This is a genomic window from Streptomyces sp. DSM 120436 (genome assembly GCF_055778765.1).
This window is the reverse complement of record NZ_JBSKBS010000001.1, coordinates 350,114-367,799: the sequence shown is the minus strand read 5'-3', so window position 1 is coordinate 367,799 and position 17,686 is coordinate 350,114. Positions and strand designations below refer to the sequence as shown.

At 70.7% G+C, this 17,686-nt stretch carries 16 protein-coding genes and 1 pseudogene; 8 read left to right on the top strand and 9 right to left on the bottom strand.

Features of this window, described 5'->3' with window-relative positions; all coding sequences use genetic code 11:
* Positions 1 to 25: 25 nt before the first annotated feature.
* On the bottom strand, positions 26 to 1,642 hold the full coding sequence (locus ACWH4W_RS01625) for a carboxyl transferase domain-containing protein (RefSeq protein WP_473074072.1): 1,617 nt from the start codon (positions 1,640 to 1,642) through the stop codon (positions 26 to 28).
* Between the two features lie 86 nt (positions 1,643 to 1,728).
* Here ACWH4W_RS01625 and ACWH4W_RS01620 point away from each other — a divergent pair, with 86 nt between their 5' ends.
* The 4 genes from ACWH4W_RS01620 to ACWH4W_RS01605 all read left to right on the top strand — a co-directional run bounded on the left by ACWH4W_RS01620 (position 1,729) and on the right by ACWH4W_RS01605 (position 5,307).
* A complete protein-coding gene (locus ACWH4W_RS01620; RefSeq protein ID WP_473074071.1) occupies positions 1,729 to 2,334 on the top strand; it encodes an SACE_7040 family transcriptional regulator in 606 nt (201 codons plus the stop codon).
* Positions 2,335 to 2,469: 135 nt separating this feature from the next.
* On the top strand, positions 2,470 to 3,627 hold the full coding sequence (locus ACWH4W_RS01615; RefSeq protein ID WP_473074070.1) for an acyl-CoA dehydrogenase family protein: 1,158 nt from the start codon (positions 2,470 to 2,472) through the stop codon (positions 3,625 to 3,627).
* Positions 3,628 to 3,662: 35 nt separating this feature from the next.
* Positions 3,663 to 4,538 carry an acyl-CoA thioesterase II gene (gene tesB, locus ACWH4W_RS01610; protein ID WP_473074069.1) on the top strand — a complete coding sequence of 292 codons (876 nt, stop codon included), beginning with the start codon at positions 3,663 to 3,665 and terminating at the stop codon, positions 4,536 to 4,538.
* A gap of 250 nt (positions 4,539 to 4,788) precedes the next feature.
* The gene (locus ACWH4W_RS01605) at positions 4,789 to 5,307 is read left to right on the top strand and encodes a DUF4232 domain-containing protein (RefSeq protein ID WP_473074068.1); all 519 of its coding nucleotides are present in this window, start codon (positions 4,789 to 4,791) and stop codon (positions 5,305 to 5,307) included.
* A gap of 66 nt (positions 5,308 to 5,373) precedes the next feature.
* On the opposite strand, the gene ACWH4W_RS01600 is transcribed toward ACWH4W_RS01605, so the two are convergent.
* Positions 5,374 to 6,165, bottom strand: coding sequence for a phosphatase (locus ACWH4W_RS01600; RefSeq protein ID WP_473074067.1), 792 nt, complete (start codon positions 6,163 to 6,165; stop codon positions 5,374 to 5,376).
* 124 nt (positions 6,166 to 6,289) lie between these two features.
* Complete coding sequence (locus ACWH4W_RS01595) at positions 6,290 to 7,780, bottom strand: helix-turn-helix domain-containing protein (protein WP_473074066.1); 1,491 nt, start codon at positions 7,778 to 7,780, stop codon at positions 6,290 to 6,292.
* 301 nt (positions 7,781 to 8,081) lie between these two features.
* Here ACWH4W_RS01595 and speB point away from each other — a divergent pair, with 301 nt between their 5' ends.
* Together speB and ACWH4W_RS01585 are read left to right on the top strand one after the other, a co-directional pair.
* Positions 8,082 to 9,050 (top strand): agmatinase, encoded by a 969-nt coding sequence (gene speB / locus ACWH4W_RS01590; protein ID WP_473074065.1) that lies wholly within the window; start codon positions 8,082 to 8,084, stop codon positions 9,048 to 9,050.
* Positions 9,047 to 10,732: a thiamine pyrophosphate-binding protein gene (locus ACWH4W_RS01585; RefSeq protein ID WP_473074064.1), complete on the top strand. Its 1,686-nt coding sequence runs from the start codon at positions 9,047 to 9,049 to the stop codon at positions 10,730 to 10,732. The genes speB and ACWH4W_RS01585 overlap by 4 nt, the downstream gene beginning before the upstream one ends.
* A gap of 24 nt (positions 10,733 to 10,756) precedes the next feature.
* On the opposite strand, the gene ACWH4W_RS01580 is transcribed toward ACWH4W_RS01585, so the two are convergent.
* Complete coding sequence (locus ACWH4W_RS01580; RefSeq protein ID WP_473074063.1) at positions 10,757 to 11,596, bottom strand: helix-turn-helix domain-containing protein; 840 nt, start codon at positions 11,594 to 11,596, stop codon at positions 10,757 to 10,759.
* A gap of 114 nt (positions 11,597 to 11,710) precedes the next feature.
* On the opposite strand from ACWH4W_RS01580, the gene ACWH4W_RS01575 reads away from it, so the two are divergent.
* Complete coding sequence (locus ACWH4W_RS01575; protein WP_473074062.1) at positions 11,711 to 12,307, top strand: NADPH-dependent FMN reductase; 597 nt, start codon at positions 11,711 to 11,713, stop codon at positions 12,305 to 12,307.
* A gap of 61 nt (positions 12,308 to 12,368) precedes the next feature.
* Here the strand turns inward: ACWH4W_RS01575 and ACWH4W_RS01570 are convergent, their stop codons facing one another.
* Both ACWH4W_RS01570 and ACWH4W_RS01565 read right to left on the bottom strand, forming a co-directional pair.
* Entirely contained in the window at positions 12,369 to 12,590 is a 222-nt protein-coding gene (locus tag ACWH4W_RS01570; protein WP_093767233.1) for a DUF397 domain-containing protein, read from the bottom strand.
* Positions 12,583 to 12,693: pseudogene (locus tag ACWH4W_RS01565) on the bottom strand (transcriptional regulator); the annotation flags it as partial. The gene ACWH4W_RS01570 and the pseudogene ACWH4W_RS01565, both read right to left, overlap by 8 nt.
* Positions 12,694 to 12,743: 50 nt before the next feature.
* Between ACWH4W_RS01565 and ACWH4W_RS01560 the strand changes: the two are divergent.
* The gene (locus tag ACWH4W_RS01560; protein WP_473074061.1) at positions 12,744 to 13,115 is read left to right on the top strand and encodes a hypothetical protein; all 372 of its coding nucleotides are present in this window, start codon (positions 12,744 to 12,746) and stop codon (positions 13,113 to 13,115) included.
* A 3-nt stretch (positions 13,116 to 13,118) separates the two neighbouring features.
* On the opposite strand, the gene ACWH4W_RS01555 is transcribed toward ACWH4W_RS01560, so the two are convergent.
* The 3 genes from ACWH4W_RS01555 to ACWH4W_RS01545 all read right to left on the bottom strand — a co-directional run bounded on the left by ACWH4W_RS01555 (position 13,119) and on the right by ACWH4W_RS01545 (position 17,660).
* Positions 13,119 to 13,922, bottom strand: coding sequence for an endonuclease I family protein (locus ACWH4W_RS01555; RefSeq protein WP_473074060.1), 804 nt, complete (start codon positions 13,920 to 13,922; stop codon positions 13,119 to 13,121).
* A gap of 559 nt (positions 13,923 to 14,481) precedes the next feature.
* Positions 14,482 to 17,220 (bottom strand): KGGVGR-motif variant AAA ATPase, encoded by a 2,739-nt coding sequence (locus tag ACWH4W_RS01550; RefSeq protein ID WP_473074059.1) that lies wholly within the window; start codon positions 17,218 to 17,220, stop codon positions 14,482 to 14,484.
* Positions 17,221 to 17,240: 20 nt separating this feature from the next.
* Positions 17,241 to 17,660 (bottom strand): hypothetical protein, encoded by a 420-nt coding sequence (locus ACWH4W_RS01545; RefSeq protein ID WP_473074058.1) that lies wholly within the window; start codon positions 17,658 to 17,660, stop codon positions 17,241 to 17,243.
* Positions 17,661 to 17,686: the final 26 nt, after the last annotated feature.

Here is a 17,686-nt window from a genome sequence, read left to right as displayed (position 1 = left end):
TGATCAGTCATCGTCAGGGGTCCCCTCACATCCGGAAGACGCCGAACTGGGGGTCACCCAGGGGCGCGTTGGCGCACGCGGTCAGGGCCAGCCCCAGCACCTGCCGGGTCTCCATCGGGTCGATCACGCCGTCGTCCCAGAGGCGGGCCGTCGCGTAGTAGGCGTTCCCCTGCCGCTCGTACTGGGCGCGGACCGGCGCCTTGAAGGCCTCTTCCTCCTCCGCGGGCCACTCCTCGCCGCGCGCCTCCAACTGGTCCCGCTTGACGGTCGCGAGGACGGAGGCGGCCTGCTCGCCGCCCATCACCGAGATCTTGGCGTTCGGCCACATCCACAGGAAGCGGGGCGAGTACGCCCGCCCGCACATGGAGTAGTTGCCCGCGCCGTAGGACCCGCCGACCACGACGGTCAGCTTCGGCACGCGCGTGCAGGCGACCGCCGTGACCATCTTGGCGCCGTGCTTGGCGATGCCGCCCGCCTCGTAGTCCTTGCCGACCATGAAGCCGGAGATGTTCTGCAGGAACACCAGGGGGATGCCGCGCTGGTCGCACAGCTCGATGAAGTGGGCGCCCTTCTGGGCGGACTCGGCGAACAGGATGCCGTTGTTGGCGACGATCCCCACCGGGTGGCCGTGGAGGTGCGCGAAGCCGGTGACCAGGGTCTGCCCGAACTCCGCCTTGAACTCGGCGAACCGGGAGCCGTCCACGACGCGCGCGATGATCTCCCGCACGTCGTAGGGGGTGCGGGAGTCCACCGGCACCGCGCCGTACAGCCCGGCCGGGTCCACCTTCGGCTCGACGACCGGCTCCACCCGCCAGGGCAGCTCCCCGCGCGCGGGGAGCGTGGAGACGATCTGGCGCACGATCCTGAGCGCGTGCGCGTCGTCCTCGGCGAGGTGGTCGGTCACCCCGGACACCCGCGAGTGGACCTCGCCGCCGCCCAGCTCCTCCGCCGTGACCACCTCACCCGTGGCCGCCTTCACCAGCGGCGGGCCGCCGAGGAAGATCGTGCCCTGGTTGCGCACGATCACCGCCTCGTCGCTCATCGCGGGCACGTACGCCCCGCCCGCCGTGCAGGAGCCGAGCACCGCCGCGATCTGCGGGATGCCGGCGCCCGACATCCGGGCCTGGTTGTAGAAGATGCGGCCGAAGTGGTCCCGGTCCGGGAACACCTCGTCCTGCATCGGCAGGAAGGCGCCCCCCGAATCCACCAGGTAGACGCAGGGCAGCCGGTTGTCCAGGGCCACCTCCTGCGCACGCAGGTGCTTCTTCACGGTCATCGGGTAGTACGTGCCGCCCTTGACGGTGGCGTCGTTGGCGACGATCACGCACGCGCGGCCCGCGACCCGGCCGATCCCGGCGATCACCCCGGCCGCCGGCGCCTGCCCGTCGTACATCCCGTCGGCGGCCAGCGGGGCCAGCTCCAGGAAGGGCGAGCCGGGGTCGAGGAGGGTGTCCACCCGGTCGCGCGGGAGCAGCTTCCCGCGCGCCGTGTGGCGGGCGCGCGCCCGCTCGCCGCCGCCGAGCGCCGCCGCGGCCAGCTTGCCGCGCAGCTCCTCGACGAGGGCGCGGTGCGCCTCCTCGTTGGCCCGAAAGGCCTCCGACGCGGGATCTGCCGCGCTGTGAAGCTCCGGTGCCTCGTGCATCCTGCGGGTCCCCTCACGTGTTAATGAGCGTTAACGCATTTCCTCCAGGTTAACGACCGCTAACCTCCCTGTCTAGAATCGTCTCCATGGCCACCAGAACCGACGCCCCCACCCGCCGCGAGCAGATCCTCAAGGAGGCCGCGCGGCTCTTCGCCGAGCGGGGCTTCCACGGGGTCGGCGTCGACGAGATAGGCGCCGCCGTCGGCATCAGCGGGCCCGGCCTCTACCGGCACTTCCCGGGCAAGGACGCGATGCTCGCGGAGCTGCTGGTCGGCATCAGCGAGTCGCTGCTGACCGGTGCGCGGCGGCGGCTCGAAGAGGCGGACCGGGCGGACGGGGCGGCCCCCGGGGCGGTCCTCGACTCGCTGATCGAGGGGCACATCGACTTCGCGCTCGACGACCGCCCGCTCATCACCCTGCACGACCGCGAGCTGGACCGCCTCCGGGACGCCGACCGCAAGCTGGTGCGCCGGCTCCAGCGGCGGTACGTCGAACTGTGGGTGGGCGTGGTGCGCCGCCTCTACCCGGACCTCGCCGAGCCCACCGCCCGCTCGGCGGTCCACTCGGTCTTCGGCCTCCTCAACTCCACCCCCCACCTCACCCGCCCGGGCTCCCTCCCGGACCGCGCGGGCACGGCGGAGCTGCTCCACCGGATGGCGCGGGGGGCGTTCGCGGCGGCGGCGGACGCCTGAGGTCCCTGCGGGGCCGCTGTCCGCCCAGGAGTGACGAGCGTTACGGAGCGCCCGGTCTGGACGGGCGAGGATACTCGCCGGTACCTTGCTCTGAGCAAGCGCTTAGACATGCCCAGGCTGCGGAGGTGGCGGACAGTGCGCCGTACGATTTTCAACGAGGATCACGAGGCGTTCCGGGAGACCATCCGCGCCTTCATCGAGGCCGAGGTCGTCCCCGTCTACGACGAGTGGTTCGCGGCCGGACAGGCGCCCCGCGACTTCTACTACAAGCTCGGTGAGCTCGGCGTCTTCGGCATCAGCGTGCCGGAGGAGTACGGCGGCGCCGGCATGGACACCCACAAGTTCGAGGCCGTCCTCTACGAGGAGACCGCCCGCGCGGGCGTCCAGTTCGGCGGCTCCGGCGTGCACGTGCTGCTCGCCCTGCCCTACATCAAGATGCTGGCCACGGACGAGCAGAAGAAGCGTTACCTCCCGAAGTTCGTCACCGGCGAGGAGATGTGGGCCATCGCGATGACCGAGCCGGGCACCGGCTCCGACCTCGCGGGCATGAAGACCACCGCCAAGCTGAGCGAGGACGGCACCCACTACGTCCTCAACGGCGCCAAGACCTTCATCACCGGCGGCGTGCACGCCGACAAGGTGATCGTCTGCGCCCGCACCGCCGCCCCCACGGCCGAGGACCGCCGCCACGGCATCTCCCTGTTCGCCGTGGACACCAAGTCCGAGGGCTACTCGGTGGGCCGCAAGCTCGACAAGCTCGGCCTGCGCACCTCCGACACCGCCGAGCTGGCGTTCGTCGACGTCAAGGTCCCCGCCGAGGACCTGCTCGGCGAGGAGAACAAGGGCTTCTCCTACCTCGGCCACAACCTGGCCTCCGAGCGCTGGGGCATCGCCTACGGCGCCTACGCCCAGGCCAAGGCCGCCGTCCGGTTCGCCAAGCAGTACGTGCAGGAGCGCACCGTCTTCGGCAAGCCGGTCGCCCACTTCCAGAACACCAAGTTCGAGCTGGCCGCCTGCCAGGCCGAGGTGGACGCCGCCGAGGCCGTCGCCGACCGCGCCACCGAGGCCCTGGACGCCGGCGAGCTGACGCCCGCCGAGGCCGCCAGCGCCAAGCTGTTCTGCACCGAGGTCGCCCACCGCGTCATCGACCGCTGCCTCCAGCTGCACGGCGGCTACGGCTACATGAACGAGTACCCGATCGCCCGCCTGTACGCGGACAACCGGGTCAACCGCATCTACGGCGGCACCAGCGAGATCATGAAGTCGATCATCGCCAAGGACATGGGCCTGTAAGGTCCCAGAAATCCCTGCCGTATACAACTGATTCCATGAGTCAGGCTCTCCAGGAACTCCTCGATCTGCTCGACCTCGAGCAGATCGAGGAGAACATCTTCCGCGGCCGGTCCCGCGCCTCCGCCGTCCCCCGCGTCTTCGGCGGGCAGGTGGCGGCGCAGGCCCTGGTCGCCGCGGGGCGCACCGTCCCCGCGGACCGGCCCCCGCACTCGCTGCACGCGTACTTCCTGCGCATCGGCGACCCGGGCGCGCCGATCGTCTACACCGTCGACCGGATCCGCGACGGCCGGTCCTTCACCACCCGGCGGGTGGTGGCGGTCCAGCACGGCAAGCCGATCTTCCACCTCTCCGCGTCCTTCCAGGCGCACGAGGAGGGCCTGGACCACCAGGCGCCGATGCCGGACTCCCCGGACCCGGAGACGCTCCCCACCTCCGAGGAGCGGCTGCGGAGCTATCCGCACCTGTCGGCCGACGTCGTGCACCGCTACCTCGGCGCCCGCGCGGCCGTCGACCTGCGCTACGTCGACGACCCGCCCTACGGCCGCTTCGGCGCACCGCGCGACCCCCACTCCCAGGTCTGGTTCCGCACCAACGGCAAGGTCGACGGCGACGACCCGCTGCTCCACGTCGTGCTCGCCACGTACGTCTCCGACATGACGCTGCTGGACTCGATCCTCCTCGCCCACGGGCGCGGCGGCTGGGCGGTCGGCGACGTGGTCGGGGCGTCCCTGGACCACGCGATGTGGTTCCACCGCCCGTTCCGCGCGGACGAGTGGCTGCTGTACGACCAGCAGTCCCCGTCGGCCCACGGCGGCCGGGGTCTCGGCCAGGGCCGCATCTACACCCAGGACGGCCGCCTCGCGGTCTCCGTCATCCAGGAGGGCGTGGTCCGCGTCCCGCGCGAGGACTGAGCCGGCGCCGGCCCCTCCCCGCTCCTCCTGGGTGGGGGAAAGCGGCGCCCCGCGAGGGCCCGGACGGCCGGCCCGCGTCCCAGGGGAGCGTTCCAGGGCACGGGAATCCGCGCTGGTCAGCGGCCGTTCCAGCGTTCCGGCGTCCCGTCCCGGGCGTCCGGTGTGGCGGGTGGGACGGATCACGGCACAAGCTGCGGTCATCCCCGGCGGCCCGCCGGACGACCCACCACGTCACAGCCTGGAGAACACCGTGCGTTCACGCTTCGCCACCCGCTCCGCCCGCTTCGCCCTGGCCGCCGTCGCCGCACTCGCCCTCGGCGGCGCCGCGACCGCCACCGCCACCGCCGACAGCGGCTTCACCACCCGGCCCTGTGCGACCAGCGACCTGAACTTCAAGGTCACGGCCGAGACGCAGGCGGGCGGCTACTACCTGATCACCGCCAAGGCCAAGCCCGGTCTCGTCTGCCACCTGGAAGGCGTCTTCCCCTCCGCCTCCTTCGGCTCCTCCCCCGACACCGAGGTCTCGCCCGCCGAGCACGGCGTCAGCGACGACATCGTCCTCGCCGGCTCCACCGCCGCCTACGCCGGCATCAGCCCCAAGAGCACCAACGACGACAACGGCATCGAGTTCGACCGGCTCCACCTCTCGGTCGCCGGTGACGAGGGGAACTCCGTCACGCTGCGCCTGCCCGGCACCGCCACGGTCGACCGGCCCGTCGCCACCAACTGGCATGCCGACCCCGCCGACGCCGTCCCGTTCCTCGGCTGACCCGCGCGTCCGCCGGCCGCCCTCACCGGCCGGGTGCGTCCCCCGCACCCGGCCGGCGAGGGCGTCTCACCGCGTCAGACCGGCCTGCGCCAGCAGGTACGCCGTCATCGGGTCGTAGTGACGGGGGCTGGTCACGTGGTCGTCCAGCGGGACCGTCACCTGGACCGTGCCCTCGGCCTCGGCGAGGAACAGCGCCGGGTCGTTGCAGTCGGCGTACCCGACGGAGTCCACGCCGTACTGGCCGGCGGCGCCCGCCCAGCCGTGGTCGGCGACCACCAGGTCGGGCAGCGGGCGGCCCTCCCGCTCCAGCGCCGTCAGGATCGTCTTCATCGGCGCGCCCGAGTGGGTGTGCCACAGCGTCGCCCCGTGCTCCAGCACCGCCACGTCCGCGAACTGCATCACGTAGCCCTCCTCCGTGGTCAGCCCGTCCGGGATGACCACGATGTCGCAGCCCGCCGCCCGCAGCGCGCCGGCCGTCGCCCGGTGCACGTCCAGCAGACCGCCCGGGTGACCGGTCGCCAGCAGCACCCGCTGCCGTCCCTCCGCCGCCTTGCGCAGCCGCCCGGCCATCCGTTCGAGGCCGTCGACCGTCAGCTCCGGGTCGATGGTGTCCTGCCCGTACCGGTGCTCCGGATCGTCGTTCACGCCGACCCGCTCGGCCATCACCGCGAGCACGTCCTGCTCGTCGGTCCAGCGCTCGCCGAGCTCCAGGCCGAGCCAGTAGTGCCGGTCGCCGTTCGCCAGCTTCCGGTAGTGGGAGAGGTTGTTCTCACGCGGCGTGGCGACCTCGCCCGCGATGCGGGTGGCGACCAGGTGTTCGACGAGTTCGGCGCGACTGGGAGTCCCGGGTATCGGCATGCCCCCATTGTGAGGCAGCCGACAGGGGCCGTCCCTGGCGTATCGCGCGCTGGGACGTGCGTCACGTACTCAGACGACTCCGCACTGCTACTCAGGGGGCCGCCCTCCGGCGCCGCACGGCCGCTCAGGTCCGCCGCAGCGCGAACCACAGCTCCATCCGCACGTCCGGGTCGTCCAGGTCCGCCTCCAGCAGGGCCGCGCACCGCGCGATCCGCTGCCGCACGGTGTTGCGGTGCACGCCCAGGGCCACCGCCGTGCGGTCCCAGCTGCCGTGCAGGGACAGCCAGGTGCGCAACGTGTCCACCAGGGCCGGGGCCTGCGCTATCGGGGTGAGCAGCGCGCGGGCGTGGGCGTCGGCGTCGTCCGGCGGGACCAGGTCGGTGAGGGCCGGACGGTCGCCGTGGCGCAGCAGCGGGGCACGGGTGGCGCGGGCCCGGGCCAGGGCGCGGGCGGCCTGGGTGTCGGCGGCCGGCCAGTCCCGCGGGGCCGCCGCCGCGCTGACGCCGAGCGTCCAGCCCGGCACCCGGTCCACCGTCCGCCCGCCGGGCACCAGCACCCGCACCGCCTCGCCCGCCACGTCCACCAGCGCCGAGCCGAGCGCGGCGCCCAGCGCGGAGGCGGCCACCGGGTCCGGCGCCCTCCGCCCGTCCGGCCTGCCGTGCACCACCCGCCACCGGTCCCCGCCGAGCAGCGGCGCCACCTCCGCGGGCGTCGCCCCCAGCAGCAGCCGCACCAGCGCGGAGGAGCGGCCGGCGCCGGAACCGCTGTGCCGCTCGCCGGTGAGCAGGGAGAGCAGCACGGCCGCGACGGACGCGACGGCGTGGTCGCCCGCGTCCCGCCGCGGGGCGGCCGTCCCGAGCACGAACCCCTCGCCGCCGCCCAGCCCGTGGGCGACCAGCCGCACCCCGGCGACCGTGTCGCTCGCGGAGGAGGGGCGGGCGTCCGCGGTCTCCTGCCCGGGGTCCGTGCCGCCCGGGGGCCGCACCACCTCCGCGAGCTTCGCCAGTGCCGCCCGCACCTCCTCGCCCGGGTCCGCCCCCGCGCCCGCGATCTCGGCGCCCTCGGGGCCGTACAGCACCGCGCGTCCGCCCAGGCGGCGGGCGAGCTGCTGGAGGACGGCGGGGACCGGGTCGGGGCGGGCGGCGGCGGTGGCCAGGCTCTGCTGGGCCTCCGTGACCCGCCGCAGCTCGGCCGTGCGGGCCTGCGTCATCAGCTGCCACAGCGCCCGCGCCACCGCCGAGAACGTCGTCCGGGGCGGCACCTCCAGCAGCGGCAGCCCGTGCATCTCGCACGCCTCCGCCAGCGCCCCGGGCACCGCGTCGTGCACGGGCGCCACACCGAAGCCGAGCGCCGCCCCGCCCGCCGCGACGATCCGTGAGACGTACGCGTCGAAGTAGCCCGCGCCGGCGCCCTCCGGGACGTGCACGCCCGCCGACAGCAGCAGCTCGCCGCCCAGCAGGTACGGGTAGGGGTCGGCCATCTCCGAGGTCTGGGCCCAGTGCACCACGGCGGCCGGGTCCGCGGGGCCCGCGACCCGGCGCAGGCCCAGGTCCGCGCGGGCCAGCAGCGCGTCCAGGGGCACGGGAGGGGTGGGCGGAACAGTGGGGTCCGGCATGGTGGACGTTTCCTCCATCCCAGGTCGCCGATCGTGGATGAAACGTACACTTCGCAGTCGCTTTTCGGCCGCCTAGGGTCGGGTCACCGGCATGCCCGCGGGCGCGGGCGGACAGCCGTCGTCCCCCGCCGCCCGCCCCACCGACGAGGTCGTGCTCGCTGCCTGGCGCGCACGCCTCGCCGGACGCGCCCCGCGCACGACAGCACGTCCGAAACCGTGTCCGAACAGGTCCCGGCCGCCCAGTAGCATCGTGGCCAGTCAGCACATACGCGACGAAGCGTAGGAAAGAGAGCAGTCCTCCATGAGCAGCAACGAGACGCCCCGCGGCCCCGTCGACTCCTCCCGCGTGCCGCGCTACGCGGGACCCGCGACCTTCGCCCGGCTGCCGCGCCTCGACGAGGTCGGCCGCGCCGACGTCGCCGTGGTCGGCGTGCCGTTCGACTCGGGCGTCTCCTACCGGCCCGGCGCCCGCTTCGGCGGCAACGCCATCCGCGAGGCGTCCCGGCTGCTGCGCCCCTACAACCCCGCGCAGGACGCCTCTCCGTTCGCCCTGGCGCAGGTCGCGGACGGCGGTGACATCGCCGTGAACCCGTTCCACATCAACGAGGCCGTCGAGACCATAGAGGCCGCCGCCGACGACCTCCTCGGCACCGGCGCCCGCCTGATGACCCTCGGCGGCGACCACACCATCGCGCTGCCGCTGCTGCGCTCGGTCGCCAAGAAGCACGGCCCGGTCGCGCTGCTCCACTTCGACGCGCACCTCGACACCTGGGACACCTACTTCGGCGCCGAGTACACCCACGGCACGCCGTTCCGCCGGGCCGTCGAGGAGGGCGTCCTCGACACCTCCGCCCTCTCCCACGTCGGCACCCGCGGCCCCCTCTACGGCAAGCAGGACCTCACCGACGACGAGAAGATGGGCTTCGGCATCGTCACCTCCGCCGACGTCTACCGCCGCGGCGCCGACGAGGTCGCCGACCAGCTCCGCCAGCGCATCGGCGACCGCCCGTTGTACATCTCCATCGACATCGACTGCCTCGACCCCGCCCACGCGCCCGGCACCGGCACGCCCGAGGCGGGCGGCATGACCTCCCGCGAACTGCTGGAGATCCTGCGCGGCCTCGCCTCCTGCAACCTGGTCTCGGCCGACGTCGTCGAGGTGGCGCCCGCCTACGACCACGCCGAGATCACCTCGGTCGCCGCGTCCCACACGGCGTACGAACTGACCACCATCATGTCCCGGCAGATCGCGGAGGCCCGCGCCAAGTGACGCACGACCACGACCTGGAGCTCCGCCCGACCGCCGCCCAGACGGAGGCCGCGCTCAACCCTCCCCCCGGCCGTACCGGCGGCGACCTGGTCGTGGAGACCCTGGCCGGGCTCGGCGCGACGACCGTCTTCGGCCTGCCCGGCCAGCACGCCCTCGGCGTGTTCGACGCCCTGCGCCGCTCCGACCTGCGCCACATCGGTCTGCGCGTGGAGAACAACGCCGGCTTCGCGGCGGACGCCTACGGCCGCATCACCGGTGAGGCGGCCCCGCTGCTGCTGTCCACCGGCCCCGGCGCGCTGACCTCGCTGCCCGCGCTGCAGGAGGCGGCGGCCGCGTCCGCACCGGTGCTGGCGATCAGCAGCCAGGTGCCGACCGCCGGGCTCGGCGGCGGCCGCCACGGCTACCTGCACGAACTCCCCGACCAGTCCGCCTCGTTCCGGGGCGTGGTCAAGTCCGTGCACACGGTCCGTACGGCCTCCCAGATCCCCTCGGCGATCGCGGCGGCCTGGAAGTCGGCCCTCACCGTCCCGCACGGCCCGGTGTGGGTGGAGATCCCGCAGGACGTGCTGCTCGCCGAGACGATGCTGCCCGTGGTGACGGCGATGGACGCCACCCCGGACGAACTGCCCCCACGCCCCGAACTCACCGCGCTCGCCGCGCACCTGCTGGCCGGCGCGGCCCGTCCCGTAATCGTCGCGGGCGGGGGAGTGGTCCGCTCCGACGCCTCCGGCAAGCTGCGGCAGCTCGCCGAGCGGATCCAGGCGCCGGTGGTCACCACCCCCGGCGGCAAGGGCGCCTTCCCGTGGACCCACCCGCTGTCCCTCCAGTCCTGGCTGGAGGACCGCCACACCACCGACTTCCTGGAGGACGCGGACGTCCTGCTCGTCGTCGGCTCCGGCCTCGGCGAACTCTCCTCGAACTACCACACGTTCGCGCCCCGCGGCCGGGTCGTCCAGATCGAGGCCGACCTCGGCAAGCTGGAGTCCAACCACCCCGGCATCGGCATCCACGCGGACGCCCGCCTCGCGCTCCAGGCGCTCCTGGAGACGGTCGAACCGCGTGAGGACGAGAACGCCCCCGCGCGGGTGCGGGAGCTGCTGGACCGGGTGCGGTCCCGCATCGACGCGCAGGACCTGGCGCTGGAGCAGCAGGTGCTGACGGCCGTGCGGCGCGCCCTGCCGACCGGTTCGCCCTCCTTCTGGGACATGACGATCCTCGCCTACTGGGCGTGGTCGGCGTTCGACGCGATGGGCCCCAACCACCTGCACTCGGCACAGGGCGCCGGCGGCCTCGGCTACGGCTTCCCGGCGGCCCTGGGCGCGGCGGTCGCCGATCCCACCCGCCCGGTGCTGGCGGTCTCCGGCGACGGCGGCGCGCTGTACTCGATCGCCGAGCTGGCCACGGCACGCCAGCACGACCTCGACGTCACCTGGCTGATCGTCGACGACGGTGGCTACGGCATCCTGCGCGCGTACATGACCGACGCCTTCGGTGAGCCCACGGCGACGGAACTGACCCGCCCGGACTTCGTGGCCCTGGCCGAGTCCTTCGGGGTGCCGGGCGCCCGCACCACCCCGGAGACCCTGGAGGAGGACCTCGCCAAGTCCCTCTCCACCCGAGGCCCCTCCGTCGTCGTCCTCCCGGCGCACCTGCGCATGTTCGCGCCGACGCACCTGGACTGAGCGCCCCTGGGAGGTCCGGAAGACCTAGGAGATCGCCCGCAGCCGCCCGCGCCCCGTGCGGTCGCGGAGGCGGGCGATCGCCCCGGACGTCGCCTCGTCGTCAGGCAGGAGGACCAGCAGCAGCTGGGAGTCCGACGGGAGTTCGAGGAACTCGCGGCGCAGCCGCAGGTCACCCGCGTCGGGGTGGCGGAGGCGCAGAACGCCCCGCTCCGGGACCTTGTGGCGGTTCATCCGGCGGGTGAACTCCGGGCCGGCCGCGGGCGCCAGCTCCGCCGCCAGCCACTCCGCGTTCTCCGCCTTCGGACCCAGCCACAGGTCGAAGACCTGCTCGTCGGCGACCTCGGCCCAGTCGGCGAAGTACGACCGGGCGCGCGGGTCGGTGAACACGTACCGCGTGAGGTTCGGCTCGTCCGCGTCCAGCAGTCCCGTGCCGGCCGCGACCGCCGCGTAGCCGGAGGTCCAGGCGAGGAGGTCGCCCAGCCGGTTGGTGACCACCGCGACGCCCGGCTCCAGCAGCCGCAGCGTCTCCCGCACGGACGCCCGCACGTCACGGCGGGCGGGCTCGCGTCCGAGGTGACCGGTGCACTCGTCGCTGCCGATCTTCGCCAGGTACCGCACGTGCTCCCGCTCCGCCGGGGTCAGCGCGAGCGCGTCGCTCAGCGCGTGCAGCACGGCCACCGAGGGGTTGCGGTCGCGGCCCTGCTCGATCCGGGTCAGGTACTCGACGCTGACCCCGGCCCGCGCGGCCACGTCCGAGCGGCGCAGTCCGGGGGAGCGGCGGCGGCCGTGCTCCGGGAGCCCCAGCTGCTCCGGCTGGGTGCTGTCGCGCTTGAGCCGCAGGAAGTCGCCCAGTGGTGTCCCCATGACCGCGAGGATAGGACGGCCGGCGCGCCCGCGCGCAGTGCTCAGCATGGCCCTACGGGGGCCAGCCTGAGCGTGGTCTGGCTGCCGTCCGGGGCCGGTCCCAGGGTGGACGGCATGGACATCAACACGCACAAGCTCGTGGTCGTCGTCGGCAGCGTCCGGGAGGGACGGTTCGGCCCCGTGGTCGGCTCGTGGGTCGCGGAGCAGGCCCGCGCGCACGGCGGATTCGACGTCGAGGTCGTCGACCTGGCCGAGCACGACCTCCCCCTGACCCTGCCGGACGCCTACCCATCGGTCGCGGGCGCCGCCTACCCGCGCCCCGCCTCGATGGCCCCGCTCACGGCGGCGCTGGACGGCGCGGACGCCTTCATCATGGTCACGCCGGAGTACAACCACAGCTACCCGGCGTCCCTCAAGGCCGCGATCGACTGGCACTACACCCAGTGGGCGGCCAAGCCCGTCGCCTTCGTCAGCTACGGCGGCGGGGCGGGCGGCCGGCACGCTGTCCTGCACCTGGAGAACGTGATGGGCGAGCTGCACGCGGTGACCATCCGCGACGGTCTCGCCTTCCCGCTGAACCGGGTGGCGTGGGCGGACGGCCGCCCTCAGGACACCGAGTCCGCGGGCTACGCGAAGAAGCTGCTGGACCAGCTCTCCTGGTGGGCGGGCGCCCTCCGCACGGCCCGGGAGACGGTCCCGTACCCGGCGTGACGGTGCCTGAGGGCGCAGAAGGGCAAGGACTCGTGGGAGCGTCCGGCCCGGCGGGGTGACGTCAAGCTGGGAAGCTTCCGTCCTTGACCGCTGCAACGAACGACGTCCAGCCGGCCGGCGGGAAGACCACCGCCGGCCCCTCGGGGGCCTTGGAGTCGCGGACCGGGACGCCGGCCGGGTGGCCGTCCAGGACCTCGATGCAGCTGCCGCCTTCGTTGCCGCTGTACGTCGACTTGCGCCAGCCGTGCAGAGACGAGGCGTTGGAGATGGTGGGTTCATTCACGGTGTTCGTAGTCCTTTGCTGTCGCCCTCAGCAGGGTCAGTGACTCCTTGAGCGGCATTGCGTCGCCTAGCGCGAGATCGTAGGTGCCCTCAAGGCGGTCGACGGTGTCGACATCGGCTCCCGCCGAATGCGGGGCAAGGAGGTGACCGCCGCGTGATCTACGAGAGCCGAGACCTCGCCGCCACCCGGCCCCGCCTCCTCCCCTGGCCCAACCTCGACGGCAACCCCTGCTACCTCGTCACCGACGACACCGGAACCGGCCGTATCTCCCGCCTCGCCGACGAGATCGAAGCCGTCCAGCTCGGCATGGCGGACGACCTTCTCGGCCACGCCGTCGATCTCCTGGACGACACCAGGGCCACCGCGCCCCAGCTCCGTTACCTCGCCGCCTGCCTGGCCGAGGCGCTCCATGATGTGCACCGCATCGCCCGGAGCAGGGGAGCGCGTCTCCCCGTGCCCCACGGCGACGAGGAAGACCCTGCGGCCGGCCGTCCCTCTCCGCCCGAGGGAGGCCGGCCGCGGTGAGACCTACCAGATCGACTCGACCCACTCCGGGTGGTCGATGAACGGGTTCCGGTTGTGCTGGTACGACTCGAAGATGACGTCGTTGCGGTTCATCTCGAACGCGCTCGGCGGGTCCTCCTGGTGCCACTGCTTCAGGACCGAGAGGCGGCCGTGGTACGGGTCGGTGCCGTTGGTGACGGAGTCGTTGGGTTCCAGGTCGGGCCAGCCGTCGGTGCCCTCGTAGCGGACCGCCATGTAGAGGATCATGCGGGCCACGTCGCCCTTGACGGCGTCGCGGGGCTCGAAGGAGTTCGAGTCGGTGAGGCTGCCGCCGCTGTTGCTGAACGAGCTGCCGCCGTTGTCGAAGTCCTTGTTGCTGCGGATGGAGTTGACCTGCACGTCCTCGGGACGCAGGTGGTGCAGGTCGGTGCCGGGGCCCGTGGAGGTGCCGAAGTCGCCGTGCGACTTGGCCCAGACGTGCTCGCGGTTCCAGTCGCCCACGTCACCGCCGTTGAGCGACTTGCTGCGGGAGATGCCCGAGTAGAGCAGGATCACGTTGTTGCTGTTGTTCGGATCCTGGTCGGTGACCTTCAGGGCGTTCCAGACCGCCGAGTACGACAGCTTCGTCTGGTCGCTGATGATCGTGTGCAGGGCGGACTTCAGGGCTGTGCCGGTCTTGCCGGCCGCGGCGTCGTAGTACGCCGGGTCGTAGGACGCCGTCGTCGTCGTGACCGGGGTGGCGGTCGCGGCGGGGGCGGTGAGGCCGGCGAGCACGGCGGCCGTGGCGAGTGCCACCGCCTTGCGGCGCGGTATGCGTATGGCGAGCATGTGGGGTGTCCGATCTACGCGGGTTGCACAGAGGAGATACCCGAGAGACTGGCATGGACATGCAGTCAACTGCGTGGAGACGGCGTGTCGATTGCGTGACGAGAGCCCTTGGGGCCCGCCGCAGGGGTGCCACGACTCAGGCGTTGACGCCGGAACACAAGAGTCGGTGGCTCCTCAGGCCGTCGATGCGTGGAGTGCGCTGCGCCAAGAATTGTGGCGTGAGCGAGCGTCCGAGTTTCCAAAGAACGCCGCTGCGCACCATTGCTGCGAGGAGTGGATACAGCGGTGTTCTATCCCGAGGCAGTTTGTAAACCTTGCGTTTTACTGCCACGGTGTGACGGGTCGTCTGCCGATCCACGGAACAGGACCGACTGCAGTATTAGCACCACCCTAAATGGGAGGGGGTGCCGAATCGTTCCATGGCTAGCGGCCCCTTCATGCACTCGGCCCCGTCCTCCGTAATGCGGAGGGCGAGGCCGGGTGCTTGTAAGGTCTGCTGATAACGCCGGTGTCGTTGTGATTGTTCACGACCACCGTATGCTGGCATCGGGATTCACGTTCACCTACGCCACAAGACCTTCGCCCTCCGCTCGCTGCCAAATCCCAGGCCATGCCTGTAGATCTCCGCTACCCAATACCGCCCGTCGTTACCCCGAGCAAATACTCCTGACTCGATGAGGAAGTCAGCCTCCGGGACGGTCAGTCCCACCTCATCCAATGAGAATGGGACGGTCACCGGTTCGCGTACTTGCTGGAGGCGGCTCAGCAGGTCACCGATCTCCTGACTTTCGTCCTGAATGGCGCTAATTTTGACCGTGCTGCACTCGAGCAGGGCTTTACGCATAGCGCTCGGCACTAGCACACGATCCTCCCAGGTGGTCTGGGAAATCGATTGACGCGCTGCTTCTGCCAAGAAGACGACGACGTCTCTTGCTTGCACTTGATCCTTGAAATCTCCGAGTGCTGCTGGTACCCAGAGGTGGGATCGTGCTTCCTTTGATCTCTCGGTGCCCATTTTCCAACCCCACACCGGGATCAGAGCGTCTACCAGTGCGTCATAAGAGAGCTCTGCAATCTCTGACTCGGCCATCGGGGCAGGCAAGGCATCAGCGTGGGCCGTTACCCACAAGGCCAGCCGTAGCGCTTCTTCCTTGTTCCAGCGCAGGGCGTAGGGTTCGTAGCGCGCGAGTAGTTGCGCGCTGTTCTGCCGAACGGCGCGCTTTACGAGGTCGCGGCGCACGAACACGACCAGCCCGAGAGGGTGTCCCCGTAGTGAGCGCAACCAGGCGAGGACGTCGATCAGGAGAACCCGCAAGGCAGTGCGTTTGATCTCAGTGTCGAGGGACTGCAGCAAGTCTTCGAGTCCGTCCATCACGAACACTGCTCGAGAACGTTTGCTGAGTTCTGTCAGCACCCTCTCCGCGTCTTCGTCCTCCGTAGCAGGCGCTCCGGCGGCCATGGCCAGGCATGCCAGCCACAATTTTCGCCATCCGATCTCGTCCTCTGCGGTGAGACGCGACAAACCGTTTCTCAGGCGATCCTTGATCTGCTGAGATGTAGCGGCTCCATCTGACGTTTGGTTATGTGTGGCGGCGAAGGCGTCGCGAAGATCTTGGGTCGTCAGATCGTCGTTCTCGAGATTGTCGGACTCCAGCACCGGAACTACTGGAAGATCCATTCGGACATCCGTGATGCCGGACTGTTCCGCGAAGGCGTTCCATTTCCGAGCGGCGCATGCCTTGGCATACATGAACGTCTTGCCCGCGCCCTTTGCGCCGACGACGAGTGCCAGCGGAGGTTCTGTGCGATGATCACCCAGCAATCTGCGCAGGGGGTCGGTGGCAAGAAATCCGCTGGCGGAAGACATACCCTTTCGTTCGGCATAGATGAGCGGTTGAGCAGTATTCGTGAGGCGCTCACGGAGTGTCGAATAGTCGACCGGTGGCTCCTCCTGCTTGCTTGACGAAGGGAGGGCGAGGGGAGCTGGAACGATCGAATCAAGAACTTCTGATACTTTGCAACTCTCCAGTACGCGCAACACGGCATCCCAAGAGGGTGGCAGCGCCAGAAGCTCTTCCCGGAACGGGCTGAGTAGAGGTTGCGAAAGAACGTCAGCATCCACTTCGCTGGTGTCGTCACGGTCATTGGGGTCGTCGTCTGGTGTCCTCAGCGAGGAAAGCAGTGCGTTACTCAGCTCTGTCCGAGCCTGTTCTGCCTGTGCTTCATGGGTGTCCTGGCGGTATTGCGTGATGATCACTGAGCTCGCCGGGTCGATGCCCCGTAGGGCTGGAGCGCGGCGCCCCAACTGCCTCAACAGTGTCTTCGTTCCCTCGAGCGACTGGTGGCTCAGAGTTGTAACGAAGATGCGCTGTACACGCGGATCGAGCAGGACAGGGGCTGACAGCTCAGACGCTCCTGCTCGCAGATCCACGACAACAGTGTCAGCGCCAGCGCGGGCGGCAAGTGCGGCAAGCGCCTCGGTCAAGAAGTATCGAGATCGCCCCGGCGTCAGTAGGTCGGCTGGTTCGATTCGTGGTGGCCCGAGGTGCTGTCTCCTGGTGGTAGGGACCACGGTGATCCGTCCTCCGCCGGCAAATCTCCCGACCTGTTGATTCGGCAGATACGCTGCCGCGATGTCAACGGCGGCGGACCAGTCGCCATCTGGGCATCCCTGGAGCAGTGACAGTAGGTCCTCGTAGGAGAAATCGACTTGCCCGCCTTGTGCCTTGTGCATCCAGGTGATGCCGGGGGCCTCCAGGTCGGAGTCGACCAGGAGAACGCTGCCACCGCGGCGGGCGATCGCATCGGCCATGGCGACCGCGTGGACGGTGCGCCCCACCCCGCCCTTGAAGGAGTGGAAGGCTAGAACCTGCACATCTGCGGCAAAGCGCTCCATTTCAGGCCGCTGCAAGGGCTGGGCCAAATGTGCGGTGATGTGTTTCTCGCGGAGGAGGGGAAGTCGCCGCGGCTGATCGGAGTGGTCCGAATCTGGGGTGATCATGACCGGAATGCCGGTGAAGTCAGCTGTGCGTGGGTCGTCCAGCCGGAGCATCAGCGTGCCGTCGCGCCACTCCGTCGAACCTGTGCCGAAGGCTTCATCGAGCCAGAGTTTCACGCTCTCCGGCTCGGTGCCGCGGGAGACGACCAATTCCAGGCCGTCCCACCAACCGTCCGCTGCGATGAGCCAAGTGGGCCAGCAGCCTGCGGCGGCAAGGTGGGACAGGTGATCATCCACGTCGACCCAGGTGAAGAGGTGCTCTGGGGGCGTCATCCCCTGCAGATCTGTCAAACCGACCACGGCCTTTTGCTCTCCTAGCCTCAGTCTTGCTCGCACCAAGTGATCAATGCCCGAAGGGCTGCTTTTGCTTCCCTCTCGCTGTCGCCGTCAAGCTTCGCACCATAGCGCCAGGCCTGGTGAAGATCTGCCAGGGCGATGGATGCGCCCGCGGGTGTATGGAGTCGGCAGCTGCCCAGTCGGTTGAGCGCGGTGTGCATGGCAGGCGGTAGGCCGAGATCCTTCGCGAGTCTCCGTAGATCGTGGGTAGGTTCGAGCCCCGCTGTGTCGCGCAGCCCTCTGCGGAAGAGGATGCGCTCTTTCAGCCCGCATTCGGCTGCATAGAACAGCAAGAGCCCGGCGGTTGCCGCGTCGTCCTTGCTGTGCGCTTCCACCGACTCTGCCGAGACCTTCAACTCGTCCCGTCTCTTCTTGAGCGCCTTAGCCCCCACCTGAAGCACCATGTCGGCATCTTTGCAGCTCCCACCAG